This window comes from Novosphingobium sp. FW305-C-111, assembly GCF_058783565.1.
The window spans coordinates 233,817-256,009 of the sequence record NZ_JBYSYP010000002.1 but is presented as its reverse complement, the minus strand read 5'-3'; the positions used below and the strand labels follow the sequence as shown (position 1 = coordinate 256,009).

At 66.8% G+C, this 22,193-nt stretch carries 21 protein-coding genes; 14 read left to right on the top strand and 7 right to left on the bottom strand.

What is annotated here, in order from left to right; translation table 11 throughout:
- Positions 1-17: 17 nt before the first annotated feature.
- Positions 18-1,310 carry a cytochrome P450 gene (locus AC3WLD_RS03770; protein ID WP_492555586.1) on the top strand — a complete coding sequence of 431 codons (1,293 nt, stop codon included), beginning with the start codon at positions 18-20 and terminating at the stop codon, positions 1,308-1,310.
- Here AC3WLD_RS03770 and AC3WLD_RS03765 read toward each other — a convergent pair.
- Positions 1,258-2,103: a hypothetical protein gene (locus AC3WLD_RS03765; protein ID WP_492555585.1), complete on the bottom strand. Its 846-nt coding sequence runs from the start codon at positions 2,101-2,103 to the stop codon at positions 1,258-1,260. The genes AC3WLD_RS03770 and AC3WLD_RS03765 overlap by 53 nt on opposite strands.
- Positions 2,103-2,987: a UTP--glucose-1-phosphate uridylyltransferase GalU gene (gene galU, locus AC3WLD_RS03760; RefSeq protein WP_492555584.1), complete on the bottom strand. Its 885-nt coding sequence runs from the start codon at positions 2,985-2,987 to the stop codon at positions 2,103-2,105. The genes AC3WLD_RS03765 and galU overlap by 1 nt, the downstream gene beginning before the upstream one ends.
- 115 nt (positions 2,988-3,102) lie before the next feature.
- Here galU and murA point away from each other — a divergent pair, with 115 nt between their 5' ends.
- The gene (gene murA, locus AC3WLD_RS03755) at positions 3,103-4,386 is read left to right on the top strand and encodes a UDP-N-acetylglucosamine 1-carboxyvinyltransferase (protein WP_492555583.1); all 1,284 of its coding nucleotides are present in this window, start codon (positions 3,103-3,105) and stop codon (positions 4,384-4,386) included.
- A gap of 150 nt (positions 4,387-4,536) precedes the next feature.
- The gene (locus AC3WLD_RS03750; protein WP_492555582.1) at positions 4,537-4,947 is read left to right on the top strand and encodes a hypothetical protein; all 411 of its coding nucleotides are present in this window, start codon (positions 4,537-4,539) and stop codon (positions 4,945-4,947) included.
- A 33-nt stretch (positions 4,948-4,980) separates the two neighbouring features.
- Here AC3WLD_RS03750 and AC3WLD_RS03745 read toward each other — a convergent pair whose 3' ends face one another.
- Complete coding sequence (locus AC3WLD_RS03745; RefSeq protein ID WP_492555581.1) at positions 4,981-5,247, bottom strand: ribbon-helix-helix domain-containing protein; 267 nt, start codon at positions 5,245-5,247, stop codon at positions 4,981-4,983.
- A 65-nt stretch (positions 5,248-5,312) separates the two neighbouring features.
- On the opposite strand from AC3WLD_RS03745, the gene AC3WLD_RS03740 reads away from it, so the two are divergent.
- Positions 5,313-6,026 carry a tetratricopeptide repeat protein gene (locus tag AC3WLD_RS03740; RefSeq protein ID WP_492555580.1) on the top strand — a complete coding sequence of 238 codons (714 nt, stop codon included), beginning with the start codon at positions 5,313-5,315 and terminating at the stop codon, positions 6,024-6,026.
- Positions 6,027-6,119: 93 nt separating this feature from the next.
- Here the strand turns inward: AC3WLD_RS03740 and phbB are convergent, their stop codons facing one another.
- Together phbB and AC3WLD_RS03730 are read right to left on the bottom strand one after the other, a co-directional pair.
- Positions 6,120-6,842 (bottom strand): acetoacetyl-CoA reductase, encoded by a 723-nt coding sequence (gene phbB, locus AC3WLD_RS03735; protein ID WP_492555579.1) that lies wholly within the window; start codon positions 6,840-6,842, stop codon positions 6,120-6,122.
- Positions 6,843-6,967: 125 nt separating this feature from the next.
- Positions 6,968-7,750, bottom strand: a complete 783-nt coding sequence (locus tag AC3WLD_RS03730) for a hypothetical protein (protein ID WP_492555578.1) — start codon at positions 7,748-7,750, stop codon at positions 6,968-6,970.
- 378 nt (positions 7,751-8,128) lie between these two features.
- Here AC3WLD_RS03730 and AC3WLD_RS03725 point away from each other — a divergent pair, with 378 nt between their 5' ends.
- From AC3WLD_RS03725 to AC3WLD_RS03680, 10 genes are all read left to right on the top strand, one after another.
- On the top strand, positions 8,129-8,563 hold the full coding sequence (locus AC3WLD_RS03725) for a DUF3576 domain-containing protein (RefSeq protein WP_492555649.1): 435 nt from the start codon (positions 8,129-8,131) through the stop codon (positions 8,561-8,563).
- A gap of 174 nt (positions 8,564-8,737) precedes the next feature.
- Positions 8,738-11,275, top strand: a complete 2,538-nt coding sequence (gene leuS / locus AC3WLD_RS03720; RefSeq protein ID WP_492555577.1) for a leucine--tRNA ligase — start codon at positions 8,738-8,740, stop codon at positions 11,273-11,275.
- Positions 11,272-11,763: an LPS assembly lipoprotein LptE gene (lptE, locus tag AC3WLD_RS03715; protein WP_492555576.1), complete on the top strand. Its 492-nt coding sequence runs from the start codon at positions 11,272-11,274 to the stop codon at positions 11,761-11,763. The genes leuS and lptE overlap by 4 nt, the downstream gene beginning before the upstream one ends.
- Before the next feature lie 7 nt (positions 11,764-11,770).
- Positions 11,771-12,793: a DNA polymerase III subunit delta gene (gene holA, locus AC3WLD_RS03710; RefSeq protein WP_492555575.1), complete on the top strand. Its 1,023-nt coding sequence runs from the start codon at positions 11,771-11,773 to the stop codon at positions 12,791-12,793.
- Between the two features lie 160 nt (positions 12,794-12,953).
- The gene (locus AC3WLD_RS03705; protein WP_492555574.1) at positions 12,954-14,363 is read left to right on the top strand and encodes an exopolysaccharide biosynthesis polyprenyl glycosylphosphotransferase; all 1,410 of its coding nucleotides are present in this window, start codon (positions 12,954-12,956) and stop codon (positions 14,361-14,363) included.
- A 212-nt stretch (positions 14,364-14,575) separates the two neighbouring features.
- On the top strand, positions 14,576-14,833 hold the full coding sequence (locus AC3WLD_RS03700) for a hypothetical protein (RefSeq protein WP_492555573.1): 258 nt from the start codon (positions 14,576-14,578) through the stop codon (positions 14,831-14,833).
- 167 nt (positions 14,834-15,000) lie between these two features.
- Positions 15,001-16,365, top strand: coding sequence for an O-antigen ligase family protein (locus AC3WLD_RS03695; protein ID WP_492555572.1), 1,365 nt, complete (start codon positions 15,001-15,003; stop codon positions 16,363-16,365).
- A complete protein-coding gene (locus tag AC3WLD_RS03690) occupies positions 16,365-17,060 on the top strand; it encodes a polysaccharide biosynthesis/export family protein (RefSeq protein WP_492555571.1) in 696 nt (231 codons plus the stop codon). Before AC3WLD_RS03695 ends, AC3WLD_RS03690 begins: the two co-directional genes overlap by 1 nt.
- Before the next feature lie 31 nt (positions 17,061-17,091).
- Complete coding sequence (locus tag AC3WLD_RS03685; protein ID WP_492555570.1) at positions 17,092-19,314, top strand: GumC family protein; 2,223 nt, start codon at positions 17,092-17,094, stop codon at positions 19,312-19,314.
- 3 nt (positions 19,315-19,317) lie between these two features.
- Positions 19,318-20,499 carry a tetratricopeptide repeat protein gene (locus AC3WLD_RS03680; protein ID WP_492555569.1) on the top strand — a complete coding sequence of 394 codons (1,182 nt, stop codon included), beginning with the start codon at positions 19,318-19,320 and terminating at the stop codon, positions 20,497-20,499.
- Between the two features lie 3 nt (positions 20,500-20,502).
- Here the strand turns inward: AC3WLD_RS03680 and AC3WLD_RS03675 are convergent, their stop codons facing one another.
- Complete coding sequence (locus AC3WLD_RS03675; RefSeq protein ID WP_492555568.1) at positions 20,503-21,069, bottom strand: LbetaH domain-containing protein; 567 nt, start codon at positions 21,067-21,069, stop codon at positions 20,503-20,505.
- Entirely contained in the window at positions 21,066-22,193 is a 1,128-nt protein-coding gene (locus AC3WLD_RS03670) for a glycosyltransferase (protein ID WP_492555567.1), read from the bottom strand. The genes AC3WLD_RS03675 and AC3WLD_RS03670 overlap by 4 nt, the downstream gene beginning before the upstream one ends.

Genomic DNA, 22,193 nt, shown 5'->3' with positions numbered 1-22,193 from the left:
GACATGAGGTGATAACGATGGCAACCGTTCCGACCGCTTCGCCCGAGGATGCCTGGGGCGTTATCGATCCGGCCCAGTATGGGGCGTGGGACCCGCAGCTCGACCGGCTCGACCGGCTTCGGGCCGAGATGCCGGTGGCGCGGATCGTTTCGCCCAGCGACGATCACGAGCCGTTCTGGCTGCTGACGCGGTTCGACGACGTGATGAAAGTGAGCAAGGACAATGCGACCTTCCTCAACAACCCGCGCCCGTCGGTTTTCTCGAATCGCCAGGGCGAGGCGCTCGCCAAGCAGATCACCGGCGGCAGCCCGAACCTCGTCGAATCGCTGGTCCAGATCGACGCGCCCAAGCATCCCAAGCTGCGCCGGCTGACGCAGGACTGGTTCATGCCCAAGAACCTGCGCAACATCGAGGCAAAGGTCCGCCAGATCGCCGAAGCCAATGTCGCCCGACTGCTCGACGCCGGCGGAGAAGGCGACTTCACCAAGCTCGTGTCCTCGCCCTACCCGCTCCATGTCGTCATGCAGATTCTGGGCGTGCCGGAGGAGGACGAGCCGCGGATGCTCATGCTGACCCAGCAGATGTTCGGCGGGCAGGACGAGGACCTCAACCAGACCGGCCTCAAGAACCTGCCGCCCGAAGCGATCATCCAGATCGTCGCCGGCGCGGTTGCAGATTTCGAGAACTATTTCGAAGGCCTCGCCGCGGACCGGCGAACGCACCCCACCGACGACGTCGCGACAGTCATCGCCAACGGCACCATCGACGGCCATCCGCTGGAAAAGAGGGACACGGCCGGATACTACATCATCACCGCCAGCGCCGGTCACGACACGACCTCGGCCTCGACCGCCGGAGCGATGCTGGCCCTCGCCCGCGATCCGGCGCAATTCCGGCTGGTCAAGGAGGACCGCTCGCTGCTGCCCGGCATCGTCGAGGAGGCGATCCGCTGGACCACGCCGGTCCAGCATTTCATGCGCACCGCGGCAAACGACACCGAGGTGGGCGGCCAGGCCATCGCCCAAGGCGACTGGCTGATGCTCAACTACGTTGCGGCCAACCACGATCCGGCGCAGTTCGCCGATCCGCGCCGCTTCGATGCCACGCGCGAGGGCAACCGTCACCTCGCCTTCGGCGCGGGCGCGCACCAGTGCCTCGGCCTGCACCTCGCGCGGCTGGAAATGCGGATCCTGTTCGAAGTCCTGCTCGACCGCCTCGACAGCGTCGAGCTGGCCGGTGAGCCGGCGCGGGCGAACTCTACCTTTGTCGGCGGGCTGAAGCGACTGCCGCTGCGGTGGAAGGTGCACTGACGGCCCCCTTCCCCGGCTTGTCCCTGGTCGCCCCGCTCTCCTCCACGGGCGGTGGCGGCGGGGCGTTGTAGGTCGGCAGGTCAGCCGGCTTGGCCGGGTTGTCGCTGACGACGCTGTCGCAGGTGGACTCAAGGTCACCGCAGGCGCCGCGCAGCCAGGCCGGCTGCTTCTTCCCGTCATATCCGGAGACGGTCAGGAGCACCCATTCCCCCTGGCAGAAGCTCGGCTTTTCGATGTGCAGGGTCTGCACCCCGCGCGGATCGATCCAGCTGGAGGCGACGACCGGCGAGGCCTTGTCGGGCATCTCGTAGGCATAGTCGCTCTGCACCGCGAACGAGATTGCGCTTCCCGGGATCCAGCCCGAGGCATAGACCACCGGGTCCTCGTCATAGTCGAGCCGCTGGTAGCTGGCCTTGTCGATGCGGAACCAGCCGTGGCGCGCCTCGACCACCTCGAACGTCGCCGCCTCGACCCCGCGCAGGCCCGCTTCGGTGCTGCGCGCCGCGGGCAGCGTGCCAAGCTTCGCAAACCCCGCGCCGGGCCCGGAGCGGATCGCGGTAGGCTCGGCCGCCGCCGCCCATGCGGAGAAGCGGCATTCGCCCGCGACGGCGGGCCGGGGCGGCGCGGGCTTGGGCTTGGCCGCACCGAACAGCGACCCGAAAAAGCCCGACTCCTCGTCCTTGAGCGCCTTTGTGTCCGGCCCGGCCTTCTCCCCCACCGCGCCGGTCGGCTTGCAGCCCGCGATCGCGAGCGCAGTCAGGGCGGCAGCAAGGGAAAGGCGAAGCGCGTGCATCAGCCGAGCAGCTTCCGCGCCACGGCGCGAACTTCGTCGGCCATGTCGGGGCGTTCCAGCGCGAGCGCGAGGGTGGCTTCGACGAAGCCGGTCTTGCTCCCGCAGTCGAACCGGCGACCGGCAAAGGTCACCGCGTGGAACGGCTGGCTGCCGATCATGCGCGCCATCGCATCGGTCAGCTGGATTTCGCCACCCGCGCCTTTTTCCTGGCCCTCGAGCGTCCGCATGACTTCCGGCTGGAGAATGTAGCGTCCCGAGATGATCAGGTTCGACGGCGCATCCTCGCGCTTCGGCTTCTCGACGAGGCCGACGACTTCGGTGACGACATCGTTCACCTTCGCCCCCGGCGCGATCACGCCATAGCTCGAAACCTCCTCTTCCGGCACCTCGAGCACCGAAATCAGGTTGCCGCCATGCTCATTATAAGCCTCGACCATCTGCTTCATGCAGCCCGGCTCGCCGATCATCAGTTCGTCGGGAAGGAGAATGGCAAAGGGCTCGTCGCCGACGATCGCCCGGGCGCACCAGATCGCGTGCCCCAGCCCGAGCGGAACCTGCTGGCGGACGGCGACGAGATTGCCCGGCTGAATCCGGGTCGGATCGAGCACCGACAGGTCCTTGTCCCGGTCGCTCATCGTGCGCTCGAGTTCGTATGCGGTATCGAAATGCTCGACGATGGCGGTCTTGCCGCGACCGGTCACGAAGATCATCTGCTCGATCCCGGCCTCGCGCGCCTCGTCGACCGCGTACTGGATCAGCGGCCGGTCAATGATGGGCAACATTTCCTTGGGGATCGACTTGGTCGCCGGGAGAAAGCGTGTGCCCAGGCCGGCAACGGGAAAAACGGCCTTGCGTATGGGTTTACGAGAAGTCGTGTCGGTCATGAGGCCCTTCTGCCCGCGCAATGTTACGGGAAGGTTTGGCCTTTACGCAGTTGCAGCGCAAGCATTGGTTTGCGCCGGTCTTGCGGTAAATCCGTACGCTCCCTAAACCGCCGCGATGGACAAGATCATCATTCGCGGCGGCAAGCGCCTGTCGGGGACAATCCCGGTTTCCGGGGCCAAGAACGCGGCCCTCACCCTGCTTCCCTGCGCGCTGCTGACCGACGAACCGGTGACCTTGCGCAACCTCCCGCGCCTCGCCGACATCGACGGGTTCCAGCACCTGATGAACCAGTTCGGCGTCTCGACCTCGATCGCCGGAAGCCGCCCCGAAGACTTCGGCCGGGTGATGACGCTGGAGGCGACGCGGATCACCTCTTCCGTCGCGCCCTACGATCTCGTGCGCAAGATGCGCGCCTCGATCCTCGTGCTCGGGCCGATGCTGGCGCGGATGGGCGAGGCGACGGTTTCGCTCCCCGGCGGGTGCGCCATCGGCAATCGCCCGATCGACCTCCACCTCAAGGCGCTTGAAGCGTTCGGCGCGCACATCGAACTGGCCGCCGGCTATGTCCGCGCGATCGCGCCCGACGGCGGGCTGCCCGGCGGGCGCTACTCCTTCCCGGTCGTGTCGGTCGGTGCGACCGAGAACGCGGTGATGACCGCGGTCCTCGCCAAGGGCAAGTCGACCCTTCACAACGCCGCGCGCGAGCCGGAGATCGTCGATCTCTGCAACCTGCTCGTGGCGATGGGCGCGCAGATCGAGGGGATCGGCACCTCCGACCTCACGATCCACGGCGTCCCGAGGCTCCACGGCGCGACCTACATGGTCATGCCCGACCGGATCGAGGCCGGGTCCTATGCCTGCGCCGCCGCGATCACCGGGGGCGAGGTGACGCTCGCCGGCGCGCGGATCGAGGAGATGGAAGCAACCGTCCAGGCCCTGCGCGACGCCAATGTCCATGTCGAGCCGGTGAAGAACGGCATCCACGTCGCCGCCAACGGTCCGCTGCAGCCGGTGACGCTGTCGACCGCGCCCTATCCCGGCTTTGCCACCGACATGCAGGCGCAGCTGATGGCCATGCTGTGCCTGGCCGATGGCGCATCGGTGCTGACCGAGACGATCTTCGAGAACCGCTACATGCACGTCCCCGAACTGAACCGGATGGGCGCGCAGATCGAGACCCGCGGGCGCACCGCGGTCGTGCGCGGGGTGAGCAAGCTCCACGGCGCGGAAGTCATGGCGACCGACCTGCGCGCGTCGATGAGCCTCGTGATCGCCGGCCTCGCCGCCGAAGGCGAGACCCAGGTGCACCGCCTTTACCATCTCGACCGCGGCTACGAGCGACTCGAAGAAAAGCTCGCGCTGGTCGGGGCGGAGATCGAAAGGGTCGGCGGGGATTGATGCATCGGTTTCGGAGCTGCCCCAAATCCCTGAATTTGCTAGCAAATCCATACAATTGACGGCCCACATAGGTCCATTTCCGTAGTCACACCGTGATGTGCCCTGAGGGTTAACCCCTAGACTGCTCTTCGACCCGATTCGGAGGCAGGCATGGACCAGGCGAACTTGAAGCGGCTGCACGAAGAGGCCGCGCTGTGGGTGTGGGCGGACCGCTGCGGAGAGGCCGGCGAGCGCCAGTTGCCGCGCCTGATCCTCGATTGCTGCCAGGCCAGCTACGACCTTGCGTTCGGCGATGCTCCCCCCGTCGCCCGCAAGCGCGCGGTGTTCGAGGCGGTCGCCGCCGGCCGCCTCGACGCCGCGGTCAAGGCGATGGAAGGCGACGGTCTGCGGGTCGAACTCGAAGACGAGGGCGAGAAGGGCGTGCGCGCCCGGATCGAACAACCGGAACTGGGCATTTCCGCGGCGACCAATGGACGTCACCCGCTGGGCGCGGAACTGCGCGGCCTGATGGAACTGGTCCTGCTCAGCACGCCGGAGCAGCGGGCGCTGGTGCTGGGATAGCATGGCGTGGTCCCGCGCCTGACCCGGGACAGATCAGATCCGCGACGACGTTTCCTCCTCCGTCGCACCCTCCAGCCACTGCTGCGCCAGCCACACCCGGATCGCGCCGGCCAGCCCCGGCGGCACCGCGCTGACGATCCGCTCCGCATCGATCCGCGCGACGAGGGCGTTGACCGGCACCCCCTCCCGCGCCGCCGCGGTCTTGAGCGCATCCCAGAACACCGGTTCGAGGCTGATCGAGGTCTTGTGCCCCGCGATTTCGACCGAGCGCTTCACCGGAGGGTGGTAGGGGGTGGTCATGGCCAATGACCTACCATACTCTGTCTGGGCGAGAACAACCCCGGATGCGATGCCCGATGCGAAACTTGGCCAGCCTGTTCATCGCAACGATTTTCGTTGCCGTGCCAACCGGCCTGCATTCCCAAACGAACGACCTGATACCGCAGCTTGCGCAGCTCGCTGAAGCCGGCAATGCCGAGGCCATCTATCACTTGGGAATGGCTTACCAGACCGGAAGCGGCGTCCCGCAGGATCGCCAAAAGGCCTTTGATGCGTTTCGCAAGGCGGCTTCAATGGGCGAACCGCTCGCCTCATACAAATTGGGCTGTTATTACGATGGCGACGACGCGCTCGTATCCCGAGACGAGCAAAAGGCACTCGAACTAAAGCTGGTAGCGGCGGAGGCCGGTTACGCCCTTGCGCAACAGGATGTCGCTGCAATGTATGCGCGGCGGGGTGAGACTGCGCGCGCATTGACGTGGCTTGAGCGGTCGGCCGCCCAGGGCTGGTCAGGCGGGATTAGGACCCTGGCTTCGGTCTACAACGGAGCGCCCGGGATAAAGCCTAATGCTGCCAAGACAGCCGGATACTTTCGCATCTACCTCACCCGCGAAGGGGGAAGCGACGCCCAACGCGGCTGGCTGGCAAAATTTGAAAGCCGGATGACTGCTAAGGAGAAGCTCGAAGCCGAGCAGATCGTTCAAGCCTTTCACCCCGTGCCCACCGCTTTGACGATACGGGCCCTCGCAGGCCAAGGTGCTGCCAGAGCGCTTTTATCGAAGGAATCTGCCGCGAGATAAGGACGCGACGACTCGCCTTGCAGGACGTGGGCTGTGAGATTTGCGGAGGCGCGCAACCCTCCGGCTGCTATTGGTTTTACGCCCCCGCCATCGTCAATACATATGCTGCCCGCCGTTGATGCTCATGGTCGAGCCGGTCATGAAGCCGCCGTTCTCGCTGGTCAGGAACGCCACGCCGCGGGCGATTTCCTCGGCCATGCCGAGCCGGCCGACGGGGATCTTGGCGACGATCTTTTCGAGCACCGGCGGCGGGACCGCGGCAACCATGTCGGTGTCGATGTAGCCCGGCGCGATCGCGTTGACGGTCACCCCGAACTTCGCGCCTTCCTGCGCGAGCGCCTTGGTGAAGCCGTGGATGCCGCTCTTCGCCGCCGCATAGTTGACCTGGCCGTACTGCCCCGCCTGGCCGTTGATCGAGCCGATGTTGACGATCCGCCCCCAGCCGCGCTCGCGCATGCCCGGGAAGGTCGCCTTGGCCATGTTGAAGCACCCGCCGAGGTTGATGCGCATGACATCGTTCCAGTCCTCGAAGCTCATCTTGTGAAGCACGCCGTCGCGGGTCACGCCAGCGTTGTTGATCACGATGTCAACGGTGCCGTATTCAGCCGCGACCCTCTCGCAGCCTTCGATGCACGCCTCGTGGTCGCCGACGTCCCACTTGAGGGCGGGAATGCCGGTACGTTCGGAGAACGCCTTGGCCTTCTCGTCATTGCCGGCGTAATTGGCGATGACCGTGTGTCCCTGCCGCTGCAGACGCAGGCTGATCGCCTCGCCGATGCCGCGGGTTCCCCCGGTCACGATTGCTACGCGTCCCATAAGACCTCCTGTCATCCCTCGCACTGACCTTACGGCAGGGCCGGGAAACCGCAAGAAACGCGCATACGAAAAACCCCGCCGGAGCGGGGCTTTTTAACATGAATGCAGCAGCTTTGCTGATGTCATTAGAATCGGAACTGGGTTCCGACGTAGACCGCCTGGCTGTCCTGCTTGCCATCGGTGAGCGGGGCAAGGCGGTCGCGGTCCGAGGTATAACGGACGCCGCCGATGACCTTGAGATTGCCGGTCACGCGATACGAACCGCCGAGGTCGACGCGGGTTTCGCCCTGCCCTTCGAGCGTCCGCGGAGCGCGTCCGGCGCGGTCCTTTTCATCGAGCGCGATGCGCGGCGCGAAACGGCCCGGAGCCGAAGCCTTGCCGCCCTTGGCCGCCGAGAAGCTGGACAGATCCGGCATGTCGATCTTCTGCACACTCGGCGCGACCACGGCCTTGCCGGCGGCGAAGTTCTGGTAGCCGCGCGAGACGCCGAGATTGTAGGCCACCGGGGCGATCCGGAACGGCGCTACGCCGGACTGGGCCGAAATGCCGCCTGCGCCGCCGCGTGCCGATGCGAGCCGGGCCGCATCGCCATCGACGCGGACTGCCACCGTCACAGCCCGGTCAGGGCGATTGGCGGAGCCCGCAGGCGTGAAACGGAACAGGTGGCCCTTCGACAGCGCGCCGACCCTGACGGTCGCGGCGAGGCGCGGATCAACCGAAGCCGGCGTGAACGAACCGATTGCGCCGCGCGCGTCAAGACTGACGGGCCGCGAATCGAAGCCGCTGGAAAAAGCGCTGGAGACAGTGGGAACCACAGTCGCGCCAATGAGCAACGCGCCACCGGCAAGCAGCAGCGAGCGACGGGGCGAACCCTGCGCTTTTCCGCCATTCCTTGTCCCGATGCTCACTGTAACCCAATCCCCGTAATCCGCCTGTCGTCGTCGGCGGTATCGATTCCGCCCTGCCACGAGTCCGCGACAAATGGAAGACACTCGCTGCTACATACGTTTGCAAGCCGAAAATATCCAGCGGGGTGAGCAATTTGAGTCCATTCCCGTGATACTGTGGCGCGATGTCCACAGGTGTCGGCCGGGTTCATCTGGCATTCACCGCTCGCGGGCTCAAAACCGCCCGGCGGGATGCCTGAACGCGAACCTGCTTGCCGCAGGGCGAGACGGGGTGATAGAGGCCCGCATGAGCCGCGCTGTCGGCACCCATTTTCGCGGCACCGGACCTGTCCGGGCCAGCCGCCAGCAAGGACGAAGCCCGACGTGAGCAAGCGCGCGATGACCCTCAAGGCCCGCAACATCCTCGTGCTGGGAACTGCCGCCCTGGCGCTCGCCGCCTGCGGCCAGAAGGAGCGCCCGAAGGCCGACCTCGCGGCCAGCCAGGTCACCACGATCGGCGTCAACGCGTACCTGTGGCGCGCCGCGCTCGACGCGCTGTCGTTCATGCCGCTGCTCCAGACCGACAGCAACGGCGGCGTCATCGTCACCGACTGGTACGCCAACCCGAAGAACCCGGGCGAGCGCGTCAAGGTCACCGTGACGATCCTCGACCAGGACCTGCGCGCCGACGCGGTGCGCGTCGCCGCCAGCCGCCAGGTTGCGCAGAACGGCGTGTGGGTCGACGCCCCGGTCCAGGCCGCCACCGTGCAGAAGCTCGAGGACATCATCCTCACCAAGGCCCGCGACCTGCGCCGCCAGACGATCACCGGCTAAGGACAAGAATCGCCTTTTTGAAGGTCATCCCCGCGTACTCGGGGATCCGCCTTCAGACCCCTCGATCGATAGTCCCGGTGATCTGCCCCCGCTTTCGCGGGGACGACGGCTGCAGGACAGGCCGGACGCAAAACGGGGGTGCGATTCCGGGATTCCCGCTCTAGAGGGAGCGCCATGACCGATACCCCGCCGACTTCCGAACGCTTCGATCCCGCGACCGCCGACGTGCGCTGGCAGCGCGCGTGGGACGACGCGCAGACCTTCCGCGCCGACGACGCCAGCGCCAGGCCGCGCAGCTACGTGCTGGAGATGTTCCCGTACCCGTCGGGCCGTATCCACATCGGCCATGTCCGCAACTACACGATGGGCGACGTGCTCGCCCGCTACAAACGGATGCGCGGGTTCGAGGTGCTCCACCCGATGGGCTGGGACGCCTTCGGGATGCCGGCCGAAAACGCCGCGATGGAAAAGGGCGTCCATCCCGGCGGCTGGACCCGCGACAACATCGCCAACATGAAGGCGCAGCTGAAGCGCCTGGGCTTCGCGCTCGACTGGAGCCGCGAGCTGGCGACCTGCGAGCCCGAATACTACGGCCACGAACAGGCGCTGTTCCTCGACCTTTACGAACACGGCCTCGTCTATCGCAAGGAAAGTGCGGTGAACTGGGACCCGGTCGACATGACCGTGCTGGCCAACGAACAGGTGATCGACGGGCGCGGCTGGCGCTCGGGCGCAGTGGTCGAGAAGCGCAAGCTCTCGCAGTGGTTCCTCAAGATCACCGACTTTGCCGACGAACTGCTGGAAGGGCTCTCCACGCTCGACAAGTGGCCTGAAAAGGTCCGCACGATGCAGGAGAACTGGATCGGCAAGAGCCAGGGCGCGCAGCTGCGCTTCGCCCTGTCGGACGGCAATGACCTTGAAGTCTACACCACCCGGCCCGATACGATCTTCGGCGCGACCTTCGTTGCCGTCGCCGCCGACCACCCGGTCGCGCAGGGCGTCGCGATGAACAATTGCGAAGCCGCCAAGTTCATCGAGCAGTGCAAGCGCGGCGGAACGACCGCGGCCGAGCTGGAGACCGCCGAGAAGCTCGGCTTCGACACCGGTATCGGTGCGAAGCATCCGTTCACGGGCGAATATCTGCCGGTCTACATCGCCAATTTCGTGCTGATGGAATACGGCACCGGCGCGATCATGGCGGTTCCGGGCCACGACCAGCGCGATTTCGAGTTCGCGACCAAGTACGGCCTGCCCATCATCCGCGTTGTCGCCGCGTCCGCTGCTGATGCCGACAAGCCCTTCGCCGGCGAGGCCGAGGCGGGAGACGGGATCTGCGTCAATTCCGGCTTCCTCGACGGGATGAAGGTCGTCGAAGCCAAGGCCGCGGTCATCGCCCGCGCCGAAGCGGAAGGCTGGGGCGAAGGCAAGACGGTGTGGCGCCTGCGCGACTGGGGCGTTTCGCGCCAGCGGTACTGGGGCACGCCGATCCCGTTCATCCACTGCGAGATCTGCGGCGTGGTGCCGGTGCCCAAGAAGCACCTGCCGGTCGTGCTGCCCGAGGACGTCAGCTTCGACGTCCCCGGCAACCCGCTCGACCGCCACCCGACCTGGAAGCATGTCGACTGTCCGCAGTGCGGCCATGCCGCCCGCCGTGAGACCGACACGCTCGACACGTTCGTCGATTCGTCGTGGTACTTCCTGCGCTTTGCCAGCCAGCCGGAAGATCGCCCGTTCGATCCCGAGGAAATCAGGCGCTGGCTGCCGGTCGAGCAGTACATCGGCGGGATCGAGCACGCGATCCTGCACCTGCTCTACGCCCGCTTCTGGACCCGCGCGCTGGCCCGGATCGGCAAGATCGACGTCAGGGAGCCGTTCGCCAGCCTGTTCACGCAAGGCATGGTGACGCACGAAACCTACGAGCGGACCAACCCCGACAACGGCCAGCCGGTCTTCTTCGCCCCGACCGAGGTCGAGCGAAGCGGCGACGGCGCAGTGCTACGCGCCGATGGCCAGCCGGTCGAGATCGGCCGGGTCATCAAGATGTCGAAGTCAAAGAAGAACGTGGTCGATCCCGACGAGATCGTCGCGAAATACGGCGCCGACGCAATCCGCTGGTTCATGCTTTCGGACAGCCCGCCCGAGCGCGACCTGCCGTGGTCGGAAGCCGGGATCGAGGGCTGCGCCCGCTTCGTCCAGCGGCTGTGGCGACTGTTCGGCCAGCACGACGCCGCTGCGGCAGGGGAAGACAAGGCGCTCGACCGCAAGGCCCACCAGACGGTCGCCGCCGTGGCTTCCGATATCGAGGCGCTCGGCTTCAACAAGGCGGTGGCGCGGATTTACGAGCTGACCGGCGCGATCGAGAAGGCCGCGCCCTCCGCCAGCCGGACCGAGGCCATCCGCAAGCTCCTGCTGCTCGTCGCGCCGATGATGCCGCACCTTGCCGAGGAGGTTTACGCCGCCTTCGGGCAAGGCATGGTCGCCGATGCGGCCTGGCCCGAAGTCGATCCGGTACTGCTGGTCGATGACGAAGTCACCATCGCCATCCAGGTGCTCGGCAAGCTGCGCGATACCGTCACTGTCGCCAAGGGACTGCCGAAGGACGAGCTCGAGGCGCTTGCCCTCGCCAGCGAGAAGGTCCAGCGTGCGCTCGACGGCAAGGCAGTGAAGAAGGTGATCGTGGTGCCCGACCGGCTGGTCAATCTCGTCGCGTGAAACGCTTCGCTCTCCTCCTCGCCGTTGCCGCGCCGCTTTCGGCCTGCGGCCTCCAGCCGCTCTACTCGGGCGGGAGCGCCGGCGCCACGTCGCAGGGCCTCGCTGCGATCAGCGTGCCCGCGATCGAGGGCCAATCGGGCTGGCTGATGCGCAACGCGCTGACCGACCGGCTGGGCGCGGGCGGCGATGCCGCGCCGCTCTACCGGCTCGACGTCAGGCTCGACGACCAGCTCCAGGGCCTTGGCCTCCTGTCGGACGATACCGTGACGCGCGAGCGCCGGACCTTGCGGGCGCGCTACCAGCTGGTCGAGATTTCGTCGGGCAAGATCCTGCTCGACGCGACCGCCGGGTCCGACGCCGGGATCGACGTGGTATCGAGCGAATATGCGGTCATCGCCGGCGAACAGACCGCGCTCGAGAACCTGACCCGCGACGTTGCCGACCAGATCGTCGCCCGGGTGGCGGTGCGGCTGCGCCAGGGTAAGTAGGCCGCCGGTGAAGGCGACCCAGAAGAATTTTGCCCAGACCGCTTCCCGCGCCGCGCGCGAGGCGAAGGTGTTCTATTTCTGCGGGCCCGACGAAGCCGGGGCCAGCGACGCGGCGGCCAAGATTGCCGAGCTGCTCGGCCCGGCCGAAAGGGTCGAACTGTCGGGCGCGGACCTGCGCAAGGACCCGGTCAAGCTCGCGGACGAGGCGCGATCGGTCTCGCTGTTCGGCGACAAGCGGCAAATCCACATCCGCTGTGCGGGGGACGAGGCCTACGACGCGGTCGAGGCGCTGCTGGCAAGCCCGGTCGATGGCTGGCCGGTCCTGATCGTCGCCTCGAGCGCCACTGACAAGTCGCGCATCGCGAAACTGCTTGGCGACCGGGCCGATGCGCTGGTCGCCATGTTCCACCCGCCCGAACTGCGTTCTGTCGCCGGGTCCGTGCGCGACATGGCCGAGGCGGCGGGACTGCGCATTTCCGGCGACCTCGCCGAGCGGATCGCTCGCAACGCCGCGCTCGACACGCGGATGGCCCGCTCCGAGATCGAAAAGCTGGCGCTGTTCCTGGACGCCAGCGTTCAGGCACCGAAAAGCGCCGATGCCAGCGCGCTCGACGCGATCGGCGCGTCGAGCGAGGACGATGGGTTCATGCCGTTGGTGAACGTCGTCCTGTCGGGCGAGTTGTCGCGCCTTACCGGCGAACTCGCGCGCTTCCGCGAGCTTGAGCTCAATCCGGTCGGACTGCTGTTGGCGATCGAGCGCCGGGCGGCCCAGCTCGCACAGCTTGCGGGGCGGCTCGGCCGGCGCAGCGACATCGCCCAGTTCCTCGAAGGCGAGGTCGCCGCGCGCCGCGTCTTCTTCCGTGACAAGCCAGACATCGCCGCGCAGCTCCGGCGCTGGCGCGGTCGCCGGCTCGACCGGCTGGTGGAAAGGACGATGTCGCTCCACCGCGCGCTGCTTGCCGACAATCGCAACGCCGAACTGCTCCTCGCGCAAGGCCTGACGGAGGTCGCACGCGCCGCAGCCCGGTAACGCCGGGAACGCACAGGCAAGCGGCGGGTTGTGCAGTGCGCCCGGTGACAGGTAGTCTCGCGCGAACCCGCCTGGCTTGCCATGCACCACGTTCCGGCTACTGTGGCCGCCGGTTGGCCCCGACACGAAATCAACGCGCCCGCTGGAGGGGCGCCCTGGAATGAACGAACTCGCGTGGATCGATGACGCGGCGCTTGCGCCCGCACCGGCGTCCCGGCGCATCGTCCTGCCACTCGCGCCGTCGCTGGAACGGCGGCGACTTCAGGTCTACCTGGTTCTCCTGCTCACCGACGCGGCGGCGATCCTCGCCGGATCGATGCTCGGCGGTTTCATTTATCTGGGCGACTTCTTCGAACCTGCCGCGGTGCGACAGGCCCAGCTTTTGATCCCGATCTACTGGACCGTGGCGATCAACCTGAAGGCCTATTCGCTGGACGCAATCGTCTCACCCCGGTTCAGCGCCTACCGCGCGCTGGGCTCGCTGGCGATCGCGGCGATCGGCGTTGTCTTCGTCGCGTTCTTCACCAAGTCGAGCGCCGACTTTTCCCGCGTCGCCTTCGTCATGGGGGTCAGCTTCGCCTTCGTCCTGCTTGGCTGGCTCCGAAGCGTGACCCGCGGTTTCGTCCACTGGCTTTGCGGCGCGACCGGGATCAACACGCTGGTCATCGACGATCGGGGCGAGCCTGTCCGACTCGCCCATGCCTTCCACGTAGACGCCTGGGAGCACGGACTCGTCCCGGACCTGTCCGATCCCCATATGCTCAACCGCATCGGGCGCTACCTGACCAACATGGACCGCGTGGTGGTGAGCTGCCCGCCCGAGCGGCGGTCGGCCTGGGCCCAGGTGTTCAAGGGCGCGAACGTGCAAGGCGAGGTGGTCGACCGGCAGGTGCGTGACCTCGGCGTGCTCGGCGCGCGCCGCCATCGCGATTTTGGGGCGCTGGTCGTGTCAGCCGGACCGCTGGGCCTGCGCGCGCGGGTGGCGAAGCGCGTCCTCGACCTGGCCCTGACGGTCCCGGCGCTGATCGTGCTGGCACCGCTGCTCGTGCTCGTCGCAGTGGCAATCAAGCTTGAGGACGGGGGCCCGGTCCTGTTCGTCCAGCGGCGTATGGGCCGATCGAATCGCTTCTTTCCGATCTACAAGTTCCGTTCGATGAAGGTCGAGAAACTGGATGGAGACGGTCGGACCTCGGCCAGCCGGGACGATGACCGGATCACGAGGATCGGCCGTCTGATCCGGCGCACCAGCATCGACGAACTACCGCAGCTCCTCAACGTGCTTCGCGGGGACATGAGCCTCGTCGGGCCACGCCCCCATGCGCTGGGCTCCAAGGCGGGTGAGAAGCAGTTCTGGGAAGTCGATGAGCGATACTGGCTCCGCCACTCGCTCAAGCCCGGCCTGACGGGTCTGGCCCAGGTCCGCGGTTTCCGCGGTGCGACCGATACCGAATCGGACCTGACGAGTCGGCTGCAGTCCGACCTCGAGTACATCGACGGCTGGACGGTCTGGCGCGACCTGCGAATTATCCTCGCGACGAGCCGAGTGCTGGTTCACGACAGGGCGTTTTGATCAAGAGCAAAGACAGTGCTCCAGGTCACACCTAAGTCTTTTGGGAACCATATCATTGTCAGAATGTTCAGAGCTTCCGGTGCATACCCGGCAGGTAGTTTTGCGGCACTTGCGAACACTTTCTGCTCGCGCCTGCAACAAAGCGTTGAAATCGCGCCGCCGCAGTGGTAACCAAGAATTGTAAAAGCGAATCTGGAGTTCGACTTATGCGCATGATTAAATCGATGGCCCTCGGGCTCAGTGCTTTCGGCCTTGCCGTATCCGGCGCAGCTCAGGCTGCCGCTACCCGTGCGTCTGACGCGGTTCTGGCCACCGGCGCTCGCGCCGAACAGGTCGACTTCTCTCGCGGCAGTGGCCCGGTCGCCAACGCTCAGGAACTTGGCGGCACGCCGTTCATCCTGATCCTGCTGGCGCTCCTCGCGGTGGCGCTCGGCATCTATTTCGGCACGAAGAGCGACAGCAACGGCTGATCGCGGCTTCATTGCCGACAGTGAAAGCCCGTCGTCATCGGCGGGCTTTTTCATTTTTGCTTGCCTTGGCTGCCGTGTGAGGGGATGACCGCGCGATGACGCGTGTGAAGGTGGCCACTCCCGCCCGGTCGCGACCGGGTCGATCTCGCGCCAGGCCCTCCTCGGCCATGCTGGGCGAGTGGCTGAAGGCATTCCCCATTCCCGATTCGCGTGCGCTGCTGGTTGTGGCGCTGACGATCATTGCCCTGGTCTTCGGCGGCGGCGGCTCCCCCGCACCGCGTCCGGAGCTGGTCGTGCAGCTGTCCGTGGCGCTGGGCGTCGCGTTGTGGTTCTTCCTGCCCCGGAACAACAGGGAGCCGCTGGACAAGAGGTTGCTGCTACTGGCCGCTGCCATCCTACTGTTGCCCGCCATACAACTGATTCCCCTGCCGCCTTCGGTGTGGCAGTCGCTGCCTGGCAGGCAGGTCGAGGTTCAGTCCCTGGAACTGGTCGGCGCGCACGACAGCTGGATGCCGTGGTCGATATCGCCGCCGCTCACGCTGGCAGCGCTCCTGGCCATGCTGCCGGCCGTCGCGGTGATGCTGATGGTCTCGCGCCTGGATCTGGCCGGACGCAAGGCCGTAATCGCCGCGGTGGCGATTCTTGGCATTGCATCGATAGCGATCGGCACGCTCCAGCTCGCGGCCGGGCCGAACGACTGGGTTACGTTCTACCCCGACAGCAATGGCCGGGTGTTCGGCTTTCAGGCCAACCGCAACGCCGAAGTCGATGTCCTGATGATCGCGATGGTGGCGGGCGTCGCGAGCTTCGCGTGGCTCGGACGGCGCGGCGTGGCCGCGTTCACGGTTGCGGGCGCGTATGTCCTGCTGATGGTGCTGGGCGCGGTGCTGACCGCCTCGCGCGCCGGAATTGCCCTCCTGCCACTCGCGCTCTTGTTCGCCGGGCTGATCGTCTATCGCGGGAAGCTCAGGTCCTGGCATGCCCTCGGCATTCTCGCCGCAGCCGTAGTCGTCCTTGGACTTGGCGCATTGCTGCTGCGCGACAACACGGCGCTGGCGCGCGTCGCCACGCGGTTCACGGGTACGGAGGATTTCCGTTTCGAACTGTGGACCGACACCATCTATGCCATCGGGCAGTACTGGCCGTTCGGCAGCGGCATGGGCACGCTCGTCCCGGTGCTGATCGGGGTCGAACGGCTCGAAGTGGTCGATACCACCCTGCCCAACCGCGCGCACAATGATTTTCTGGAGCTCGCGCTGGAAGGCGGGGTGTTCGGGCTGGTGATGCTGGCGATTGCTGCGGTGCTTGTCGCGCTGCTCGCGTGGCGGGCGTGGAAGCTCGATCGTGCAGCATTGCGACCCATGCTTCTCTTCGCAAGTGCAGCACTGGTTATCGTCGCATTGCACTCTATCGTTGATTACCCGTTGCGATCCATGGCATTAGCGCACCTTGCAGGGGTCGCAGCCGGATTGTTCGTCCCGCCGCCGCGGGGTAACGGCCCATCGCAAAGAACGCGGGAGTTTGCAGCTTAGTGTCGGTTTTTACTCGCTTCTCGCTGGCTGCCGCCGCGCTCCTCGCCCTTGCCGGCTGCTCGACGCCGCGCAATCCCGACCTTCCTTCCGGGCCTGAAGCCTACGCCGTGATGCCCGGTGCGGATCCGGTCGCGGTGCCGAAGGATTACCAGATCGGGGCCGACGACGTCCTGAACATCCAGGTGTTCCAGGAACCCGATCTCAGCAACGCCACGTCGCGGGTCGATGGCAGTGGGCGCATCCAGGTGCCGTTGATCGGCGAAGTTGAGGCGGCCGGGCGCACGGCCCCGCAGCTTGCGCAGGAAATCGCTGCACGACTGGGGCAGCGCTATGTCGTGAACCCGCAGGTCGTCGTGGGTATCGCCGAGGTCGCGCCCAAATTCTTCACCGTCGAAGGACAGGTCAAGACGCCGGGTGTCTACCAGATCGGCAACGACTACACCCTCCTCAGCGCGATCGCGCGGGCGCAGAGCACCACCAACATCGCCAAGCTCGACGAAGTGATCATCTTCCGCGTCGTCAACGGCCAGCGCATGGGCGCGGTTTTCGATCTCGGGGCGATCCGCAAGGGTTACGCCGACGATCCCAAGCTGCTGGCGGGCGACAAGGTCGTCGTCGGCTTCTCGTCGGTCAAGGGCGCCTACCGCGACTTCCTCCAGACCGCTCCGGTCATCAGCCTTTTCACCCGGTTCTGAACCGGGCGCCGCAACAGTCAGGACAAACAGTTTGGCAAGCTCCGCTAGCAACCCCAACTACGATGCCGCGAATGCCGCCGCGTCGATCGACCTGAACGACCAGGAGGCGCAGTACGTCACCGCCGACCGGGGCGGGATCGACTTCCGCTACATCCTTGCGACGATCCGCAGCAACCTGCTGCTGATCCTCGCGATCCTCGCGGTCGCGGTCGGCATCGCCGTCGTCCTGACCATGCTCGACACCCCGCGCTACACCGCGTTTACGTCTGTCCAGATCAACGACCAGGCCGACCAGGTCATCGGCAGCGACAAGGACGGGACGCAGGGCGAGAATTCGAGCTGGGATACCGACCGATTCCTCCAGACGCAGCTGGAGGTGCTGCGCAGCCGCGGCCTTGCCATGCGCGTCGCCCAGAAGCTGAAGCTGTGGGACAACAAGCGCTTCTACGAAGCGCAGGGCGGCGAGATGCCGGGCAAGGACGTGCCACCCAACGTGGTGCGCGAAATCGTCCTCGGCATGCTGATGGGCAACATGACGGTCGACCTGCCGCGTGAAACCCGCATCGCCAAGATTACATACAACAGCACCGATCCGGAAATCTCTGCGCAGGTCGCCAACGCCTTCGCGAGCGAGTTCATCCAGGCCAACCTCCAGCGCAAGTACGACAGCTCGGCCTACGCCCGCAGCTTCATCGCCGACCAGCTGGCCGAGGCCAAGCAGCGGCTCGAGGGATCCGAGCGCGCGCTCAATGGCTACGCGCGCGAAGCCGGCCTGATCCGCACCCGCGATGCCGAGCCGGCCGAAGGCCAGTCCTCTGCCGGCGGCGGCACTTCGGTGACCCAGTCGAGCCTCATCCAGCTCAACTCCGCCGCCAACGATGCGCGCGCCGCGCGCATCGCCGCGGAAGGTCGCTGGAAGGCGCTGACCGCGGCCCCGCTGCTCAGCACCCGTGAAGTGCTCGCCAACGGCACCGTCGGCCAGCTGATGGGCCAGCGCGCCGATCTCCAGGCCCAGCTCAAGCAGGAGCGTGCCAAGCACCTCGACGATTATCCCACCGTCGTCCAGCTCCGCGCCCGCATTGCAGAGGTCAACAACCAGCTGCAGAGCGTCGCCAATGGCGTGCGACAGTCCGTCCGCAACGACTACGACGCCGCGCTGGCCGCCGAGCAGCAGCTCCAGCTGCAGGTCGAAAAGCTCAAGGGCGACACGCTCGCGGAGCAGGATCGCTCGGTCCAGTACAACCTGCTCGCCCGCGAGGCGGACACCAACCGCACGATCTACGACGGCCTGCTCCAGCGCTACAAGGAACTGAACGCGGCGGCCGGGATCAGCGCGAGCAACATCGCGATCATCGACGTCGCCGAAACCCCGCTCGGGCCCTCGTCGCCGAACCTTTTCAAGAACGTGCTCAGCGCCTTCCTGCTCGGCCTCGGCCTCGCCGCAGTGGTGGTGTTCCTCAAGGAACAGTTCGACGACTCGGTCAAGGTTCCCGAAGACGTCGAGCAAAAGCTCCACCTGCCGCTGCTCGGGGTCATCCCGAAGGCTGACGGCTCGGATCCGGAAGCCGCGCTGTCGGATCCCAAGTCACCGGTCTCGGAAGCGTACAACTCGCTGCGCGGCTCGCTGCTCTACTCGACGACGAGCGGCCTGCCGCCGGTCATGCTGGTCACCTCGGCCCAGCCGTCCGAAGGCAAGACCACGACAAGCTGGGCGATCGCGATGGGCTTTGCCCGGATGGGCAAGCGAGTCGTCATCATCGACGTCGACCTGCGTCGCCCGTCGCTGCACCGCCGGATCGGATTCGACAACAAGTCGGGCATGTCGTCGCTGCTGACTTCGGCCGATCCGGTCGAGACGGTCATCCAGCAGACCCAGCTTCCGAACCTGTCCGCGATCCCTTCCGGCCCGATCCCGCCGAGCCCGACGGAACTGCTCTCCTCGCACCGGATGCAGGCAATCCTCGACGAGCTTGCCGACAAGTTCGAGGTCGTGGTGGTCGACAGTCCGCCGATCCTCGGCCTTGCCGACGCGCCGCTGATGGCCGCGCTGGTCGACGGGGTGATCTTCGTGGTCGAATCCGATCGCGGTCGCCGCGGCACGATGAAGGCGGCGATGCGCCGCCTGCGTGCCATGCGCCCGATCCTGCTCGGCGCGGTCCTGACCAAGTTCGACGCGAACAAGGGCGGCAACCGCTATTCCGAATACTACGGCTACGAATACTACCAGTACCGCGCGGACGAGAAGTCGGCCTGAGGCATGGCGAGTTCGCGCTGGCCGCTGCGGATCGGGGCCGTTGTCGGCGCGCTGGCCTTTGCCGGGCTGGCGATCGGCAGCGGGCTTGACCGCATCGCTCGTGACGATCCGCGAGTAGCGCTGGTAACCCCTGAACCGTTCCGGGCCAATGCCGCAAGGACGATGGCCCAAGCGGCTCTAGCCGGTCGCAACTTCGCCGGAATGAAGGGCCCCGGCGCAGAAGCGATCCGTCACGATCCACTGCACCCATCATCGGCAGCGCTTTACGGCTGGTCGCTGTTCTCGGCAGGCAAGGACGCAGAGGCGACGGCCGCGTTCCGGGTGGCCGGACAGCTCGGTTGGCGAGATCCGCTGACCCAGCTCTACTGGTACGCAGCCGCGGTCCAGCAAGCCGACTACCCGATTGCGGCAATGCGGCTGGACGCGCTGCTCCGCCAGAATCCGCAAGACCCGCGCCGCGATGCGATCGTCTATGCACTCGAAAGCATCCCTGCCGGACGTGCCGCGTTGATCGAGCGCATGAAGGAGCAGCCCGCCTGGGTTACGACCTATGCCGGGGATGCCTTCCCGCTGACCCCGGCGCAGAGCCAGGCGCGCTACGAGACTTTGCTTGCGCTTGGCCGCGCAGGCGCGCCGCTCGGCTGCGAAGGCATTGCCAAGTTCGTCCTGCGGCTCGCCAATGCCCGGATGCTCGACCAGGCTCTGACCCTGCGCGCCGCGCACTGCCAGGGAGACTCGCCAGCGGGCGCTCTCATCACCGACGGCGAGTTCACCGCGGCGCGGACGGACCGGCAGCTGACTCCGTTCGATTGGGCGTTCGACGCCGACGGCAGCGTAGGCATAACACTGGGCGACGTACCAGGCCTGTCCGGCAGGGCGCTGACGGCAGAGAACGGCGGCTCGCTGACCCGCGCCTTTGCCAGCCAGATCGTCCGTCTGACCCCTGGGCGCTATCGCCTGACCGGCAAGATCGCCGGTGACGAAAGCGCGCAGCGCCGCCTCGGCGCGAGCATCAGCTGCGGCGGCGGCGTGCGTGACCAGCTGCCTGGCATGAGCGTGCGCGGCGGGCAGTTCGCCGTGAGCTTCACGATCAAGGCCGACTGCGCGGTGCCGAAACTGGGACTGACCCTCGCGCCTGGCATGGGCCGCGTCAGCGTCGACAGCCTGGCCATCGTTCGCCAATAGCGGTCAGGCGGGCCGCAGCCCCCTGGCCTTGACCCACTGCGCCGGGTTGCCGGTGTATACCCCGTCCGGCTCAGCATCGGTGAACAGCGCGCCCCGCGCGCCGAGTACGGCATGGTCGCCCATCGTGACCCCCGGCCCGACAAAGGCCTCCGCCGCGACCCAGCACTGCTCGCCGATGACGATGGGGCGCACCACGAGCTGGAAATGCGGGTCGTGGATGTCGTGCGTGCTGGCGCAAAGATACGCGCCCTGTGACACTACGGTGCGAGACCCGATGCTGATCCGCCCCTGGTTGTAAAGTTTCGCACCGGGACCAATCAGGCAGTTCGGGCCCAGTTCGAGGTTCGATGGCAGCCAGATCGAGACGCTTGCGTGGACTTTTGCGCCGGGCGCGACCTTCGCTCCGAACGCGCGCAGCACCAGCCGCCGCCACGCGTGCAACGGCGGCGGGGTAAACCGGGCAAGGACCAGCCAGGTAAAGCCCCAGACAATGCGGAGCAGGCGGTTGGACAGCGGGAAGCTCGCTCCGCCTTCGAGCGGCCGGCTTTCGCCTGCGTCGAGAATCTTCACGCTGCGCCTCCCTTGCGCGCCGCCCGGCAGTAGGTTTCGCTCCAGCGGTCCGCGACGGTCCGGGCCGCGAAAGGACCGCTGGCAAGACCGTGGGCGGCGCGGGACATCGCAAGCCATCCGTCGTCGTCCAGCGCAAGGGCCACGCCAAGTCGCCGGGCGATCGCCGGGGTATCGTACCCGCATTCCAGCGCGGCCCCTGCCGCGAACCCCTCGGCAAGGTTGCACTCGGCAGTCATGATCGTCGGCGCGCCGGCCGCCCAGCCTTCGAGCACCGCGACCGGCAATCCCTCGCTGTGCGAGGGCAGCACCACAAACCGCGCGGCATCCAGCAGCGCCTGCTTGGCCTCGCCATAGACCGGACCGACGAATCGAACGCTGGCGGGAGCGCCCAGCATCGCCGCCTCCAGTTCGGCGACATGGTCCGGCTCACCCCACCCGGCGATGGTCAGCTCCGCCCCTTGCGGATCAAGCGCCCGCCACGCCTCAACCAGCGCGACGACGTTCTTCTTCGGATGGATGCGGCCGATATAAAGGAAGCGCGCCTCACGTCCGAGCAGGGCAGGAGGAGCGGCCGGCGGGCCGGCATTCGGGATCACCACGCTGTCACGCCGGCCGCTCTCGCGCGCGATGTCCGCTGCCTCCCGCGGGGTCAGTGCGTGGAGTGCGGTCGCCCGCCGCCAGCCGCGCCGTTCGTATCCGAACCTCGCCAGTGCCTTTTTCAGTTTGCCGCGCGCGGTGATCCACGGGTCGAGCATGCCGTGCGGGCTGATGAAATAGGGCTTTCCCGTCCGCTTCGCCCAGGCCGCGCCGGCAGCCGAGGGGTACATCCAGATCCCGTGGAGATGAAGAATGTCGAGGTTCGCCGCGACCATCTGGCCGACCAGAGCCGGGGCGAAGCCGATCTGCGGCGGGCCGACGACTTGCGCATGATGCACCTCGCTGGGCGCGAAACGAGCGGCGTCTTCGGCAGCGTGCGCGTCTTCGAGCGCGAATATCACCGGCTCCCCCCCGCGCTCGCGAATCATCGCGGCATGGACCGCAACCGCCTCGAACACCCCGCCACCGAGCCGCGAAGCCGAGGCGGTGAGGAGGCCGATGCGCAGGCCGGAAAGGTCGCCCGCCAC

Coding starts and splice junctions, on each gene's coding strand:
- AC3WLD_RS03695 (WP_492555572.1), top strand. CDS start 15,001: ATGCTGGGCGAGTGGCTGAAGGCATTCCCCATTCCCGATTCGCGTGCG.
- galU (WP_492555584.1), bottom strand. CDS start 2,987: ATGACCGACACGACTTCTCGTAAACCCATACGCAAGGCCGTTTTTCCC.
- AC3WLD_RS03770 (WP_492555586.1), top strand. CDS start 18: ATGGCAACCGTTCCGACCGCTTCGCCCGAGGATGCCTGGGGCGTTATC.
- AC3WLD_RS03725 (WP_492555649.1), top strand. CDS start 8,129: ATGACCCTCAAGGCCCGCAACATCCTCGTGCTGGGAACTGCCGCCCTG.
- AC3WLD_RS03750 (WP_492555582.1), top strand. CDS start 4,537: ATGGACCAGGCGAACTTGAAGCGGCTGCACGAAGAGGCCGCGCTGTGG.
- AC3WLD_RS03765 (WP_492555585.1), bottom strand. CDS start 2,103: ATGCACGCGCTTCGCCTTTCCCTTGCTGCCGCCCTGACTGCGCTCGCG.
- AC3WLD_RS03745 (WP_492555581.1), bottom strand. CDS start 5,247: ATGACCACCCCCTACCACCCTCCGGTGAAGCGCTCGGTCGAAATCGCG.
- murA (WP_492555583.1), top strand. CDS start 3,103: ATGGACAAGATCATCATTCGCGGCGGCAAGCGCCTGTCGGGGACAATC.
- AC3WLD_RS03705 (WP_492555574.1), top strand. CDS start 12,954: ATGAACGAACTCGCGTGGATCGATGACGCGGCGCTTGCGCCCGCACCG.
- AC3WLD_RS03680 (WP_492555569.1), top strand. CDS start 19,318: ATGGCGAGTTCGCGCTGGCCGCTGCGGATCGGGGCCGTTGTCGGCGCG.
- AC3WLD_RS03700 (WP_492555573.1), top strand. CDS start 14,576: ATGATTAAATCGATGGCCCTCGGGCTCAGTGCTTTCGGCCTTGCCGTA.
- leuS (WP_492555577.1), top strand. CDS start 8,738: ATGACCGATACCCCGCCGACTTCCGAACGCTTCGATCCCGCGACCGCC.
- phbB (WP_492555579.1), bottom strand. CDS start 6,842: ATGGGACGCGTAGCAATCGTGACCGGGGGAACCCGCGGCATCGGCGAG.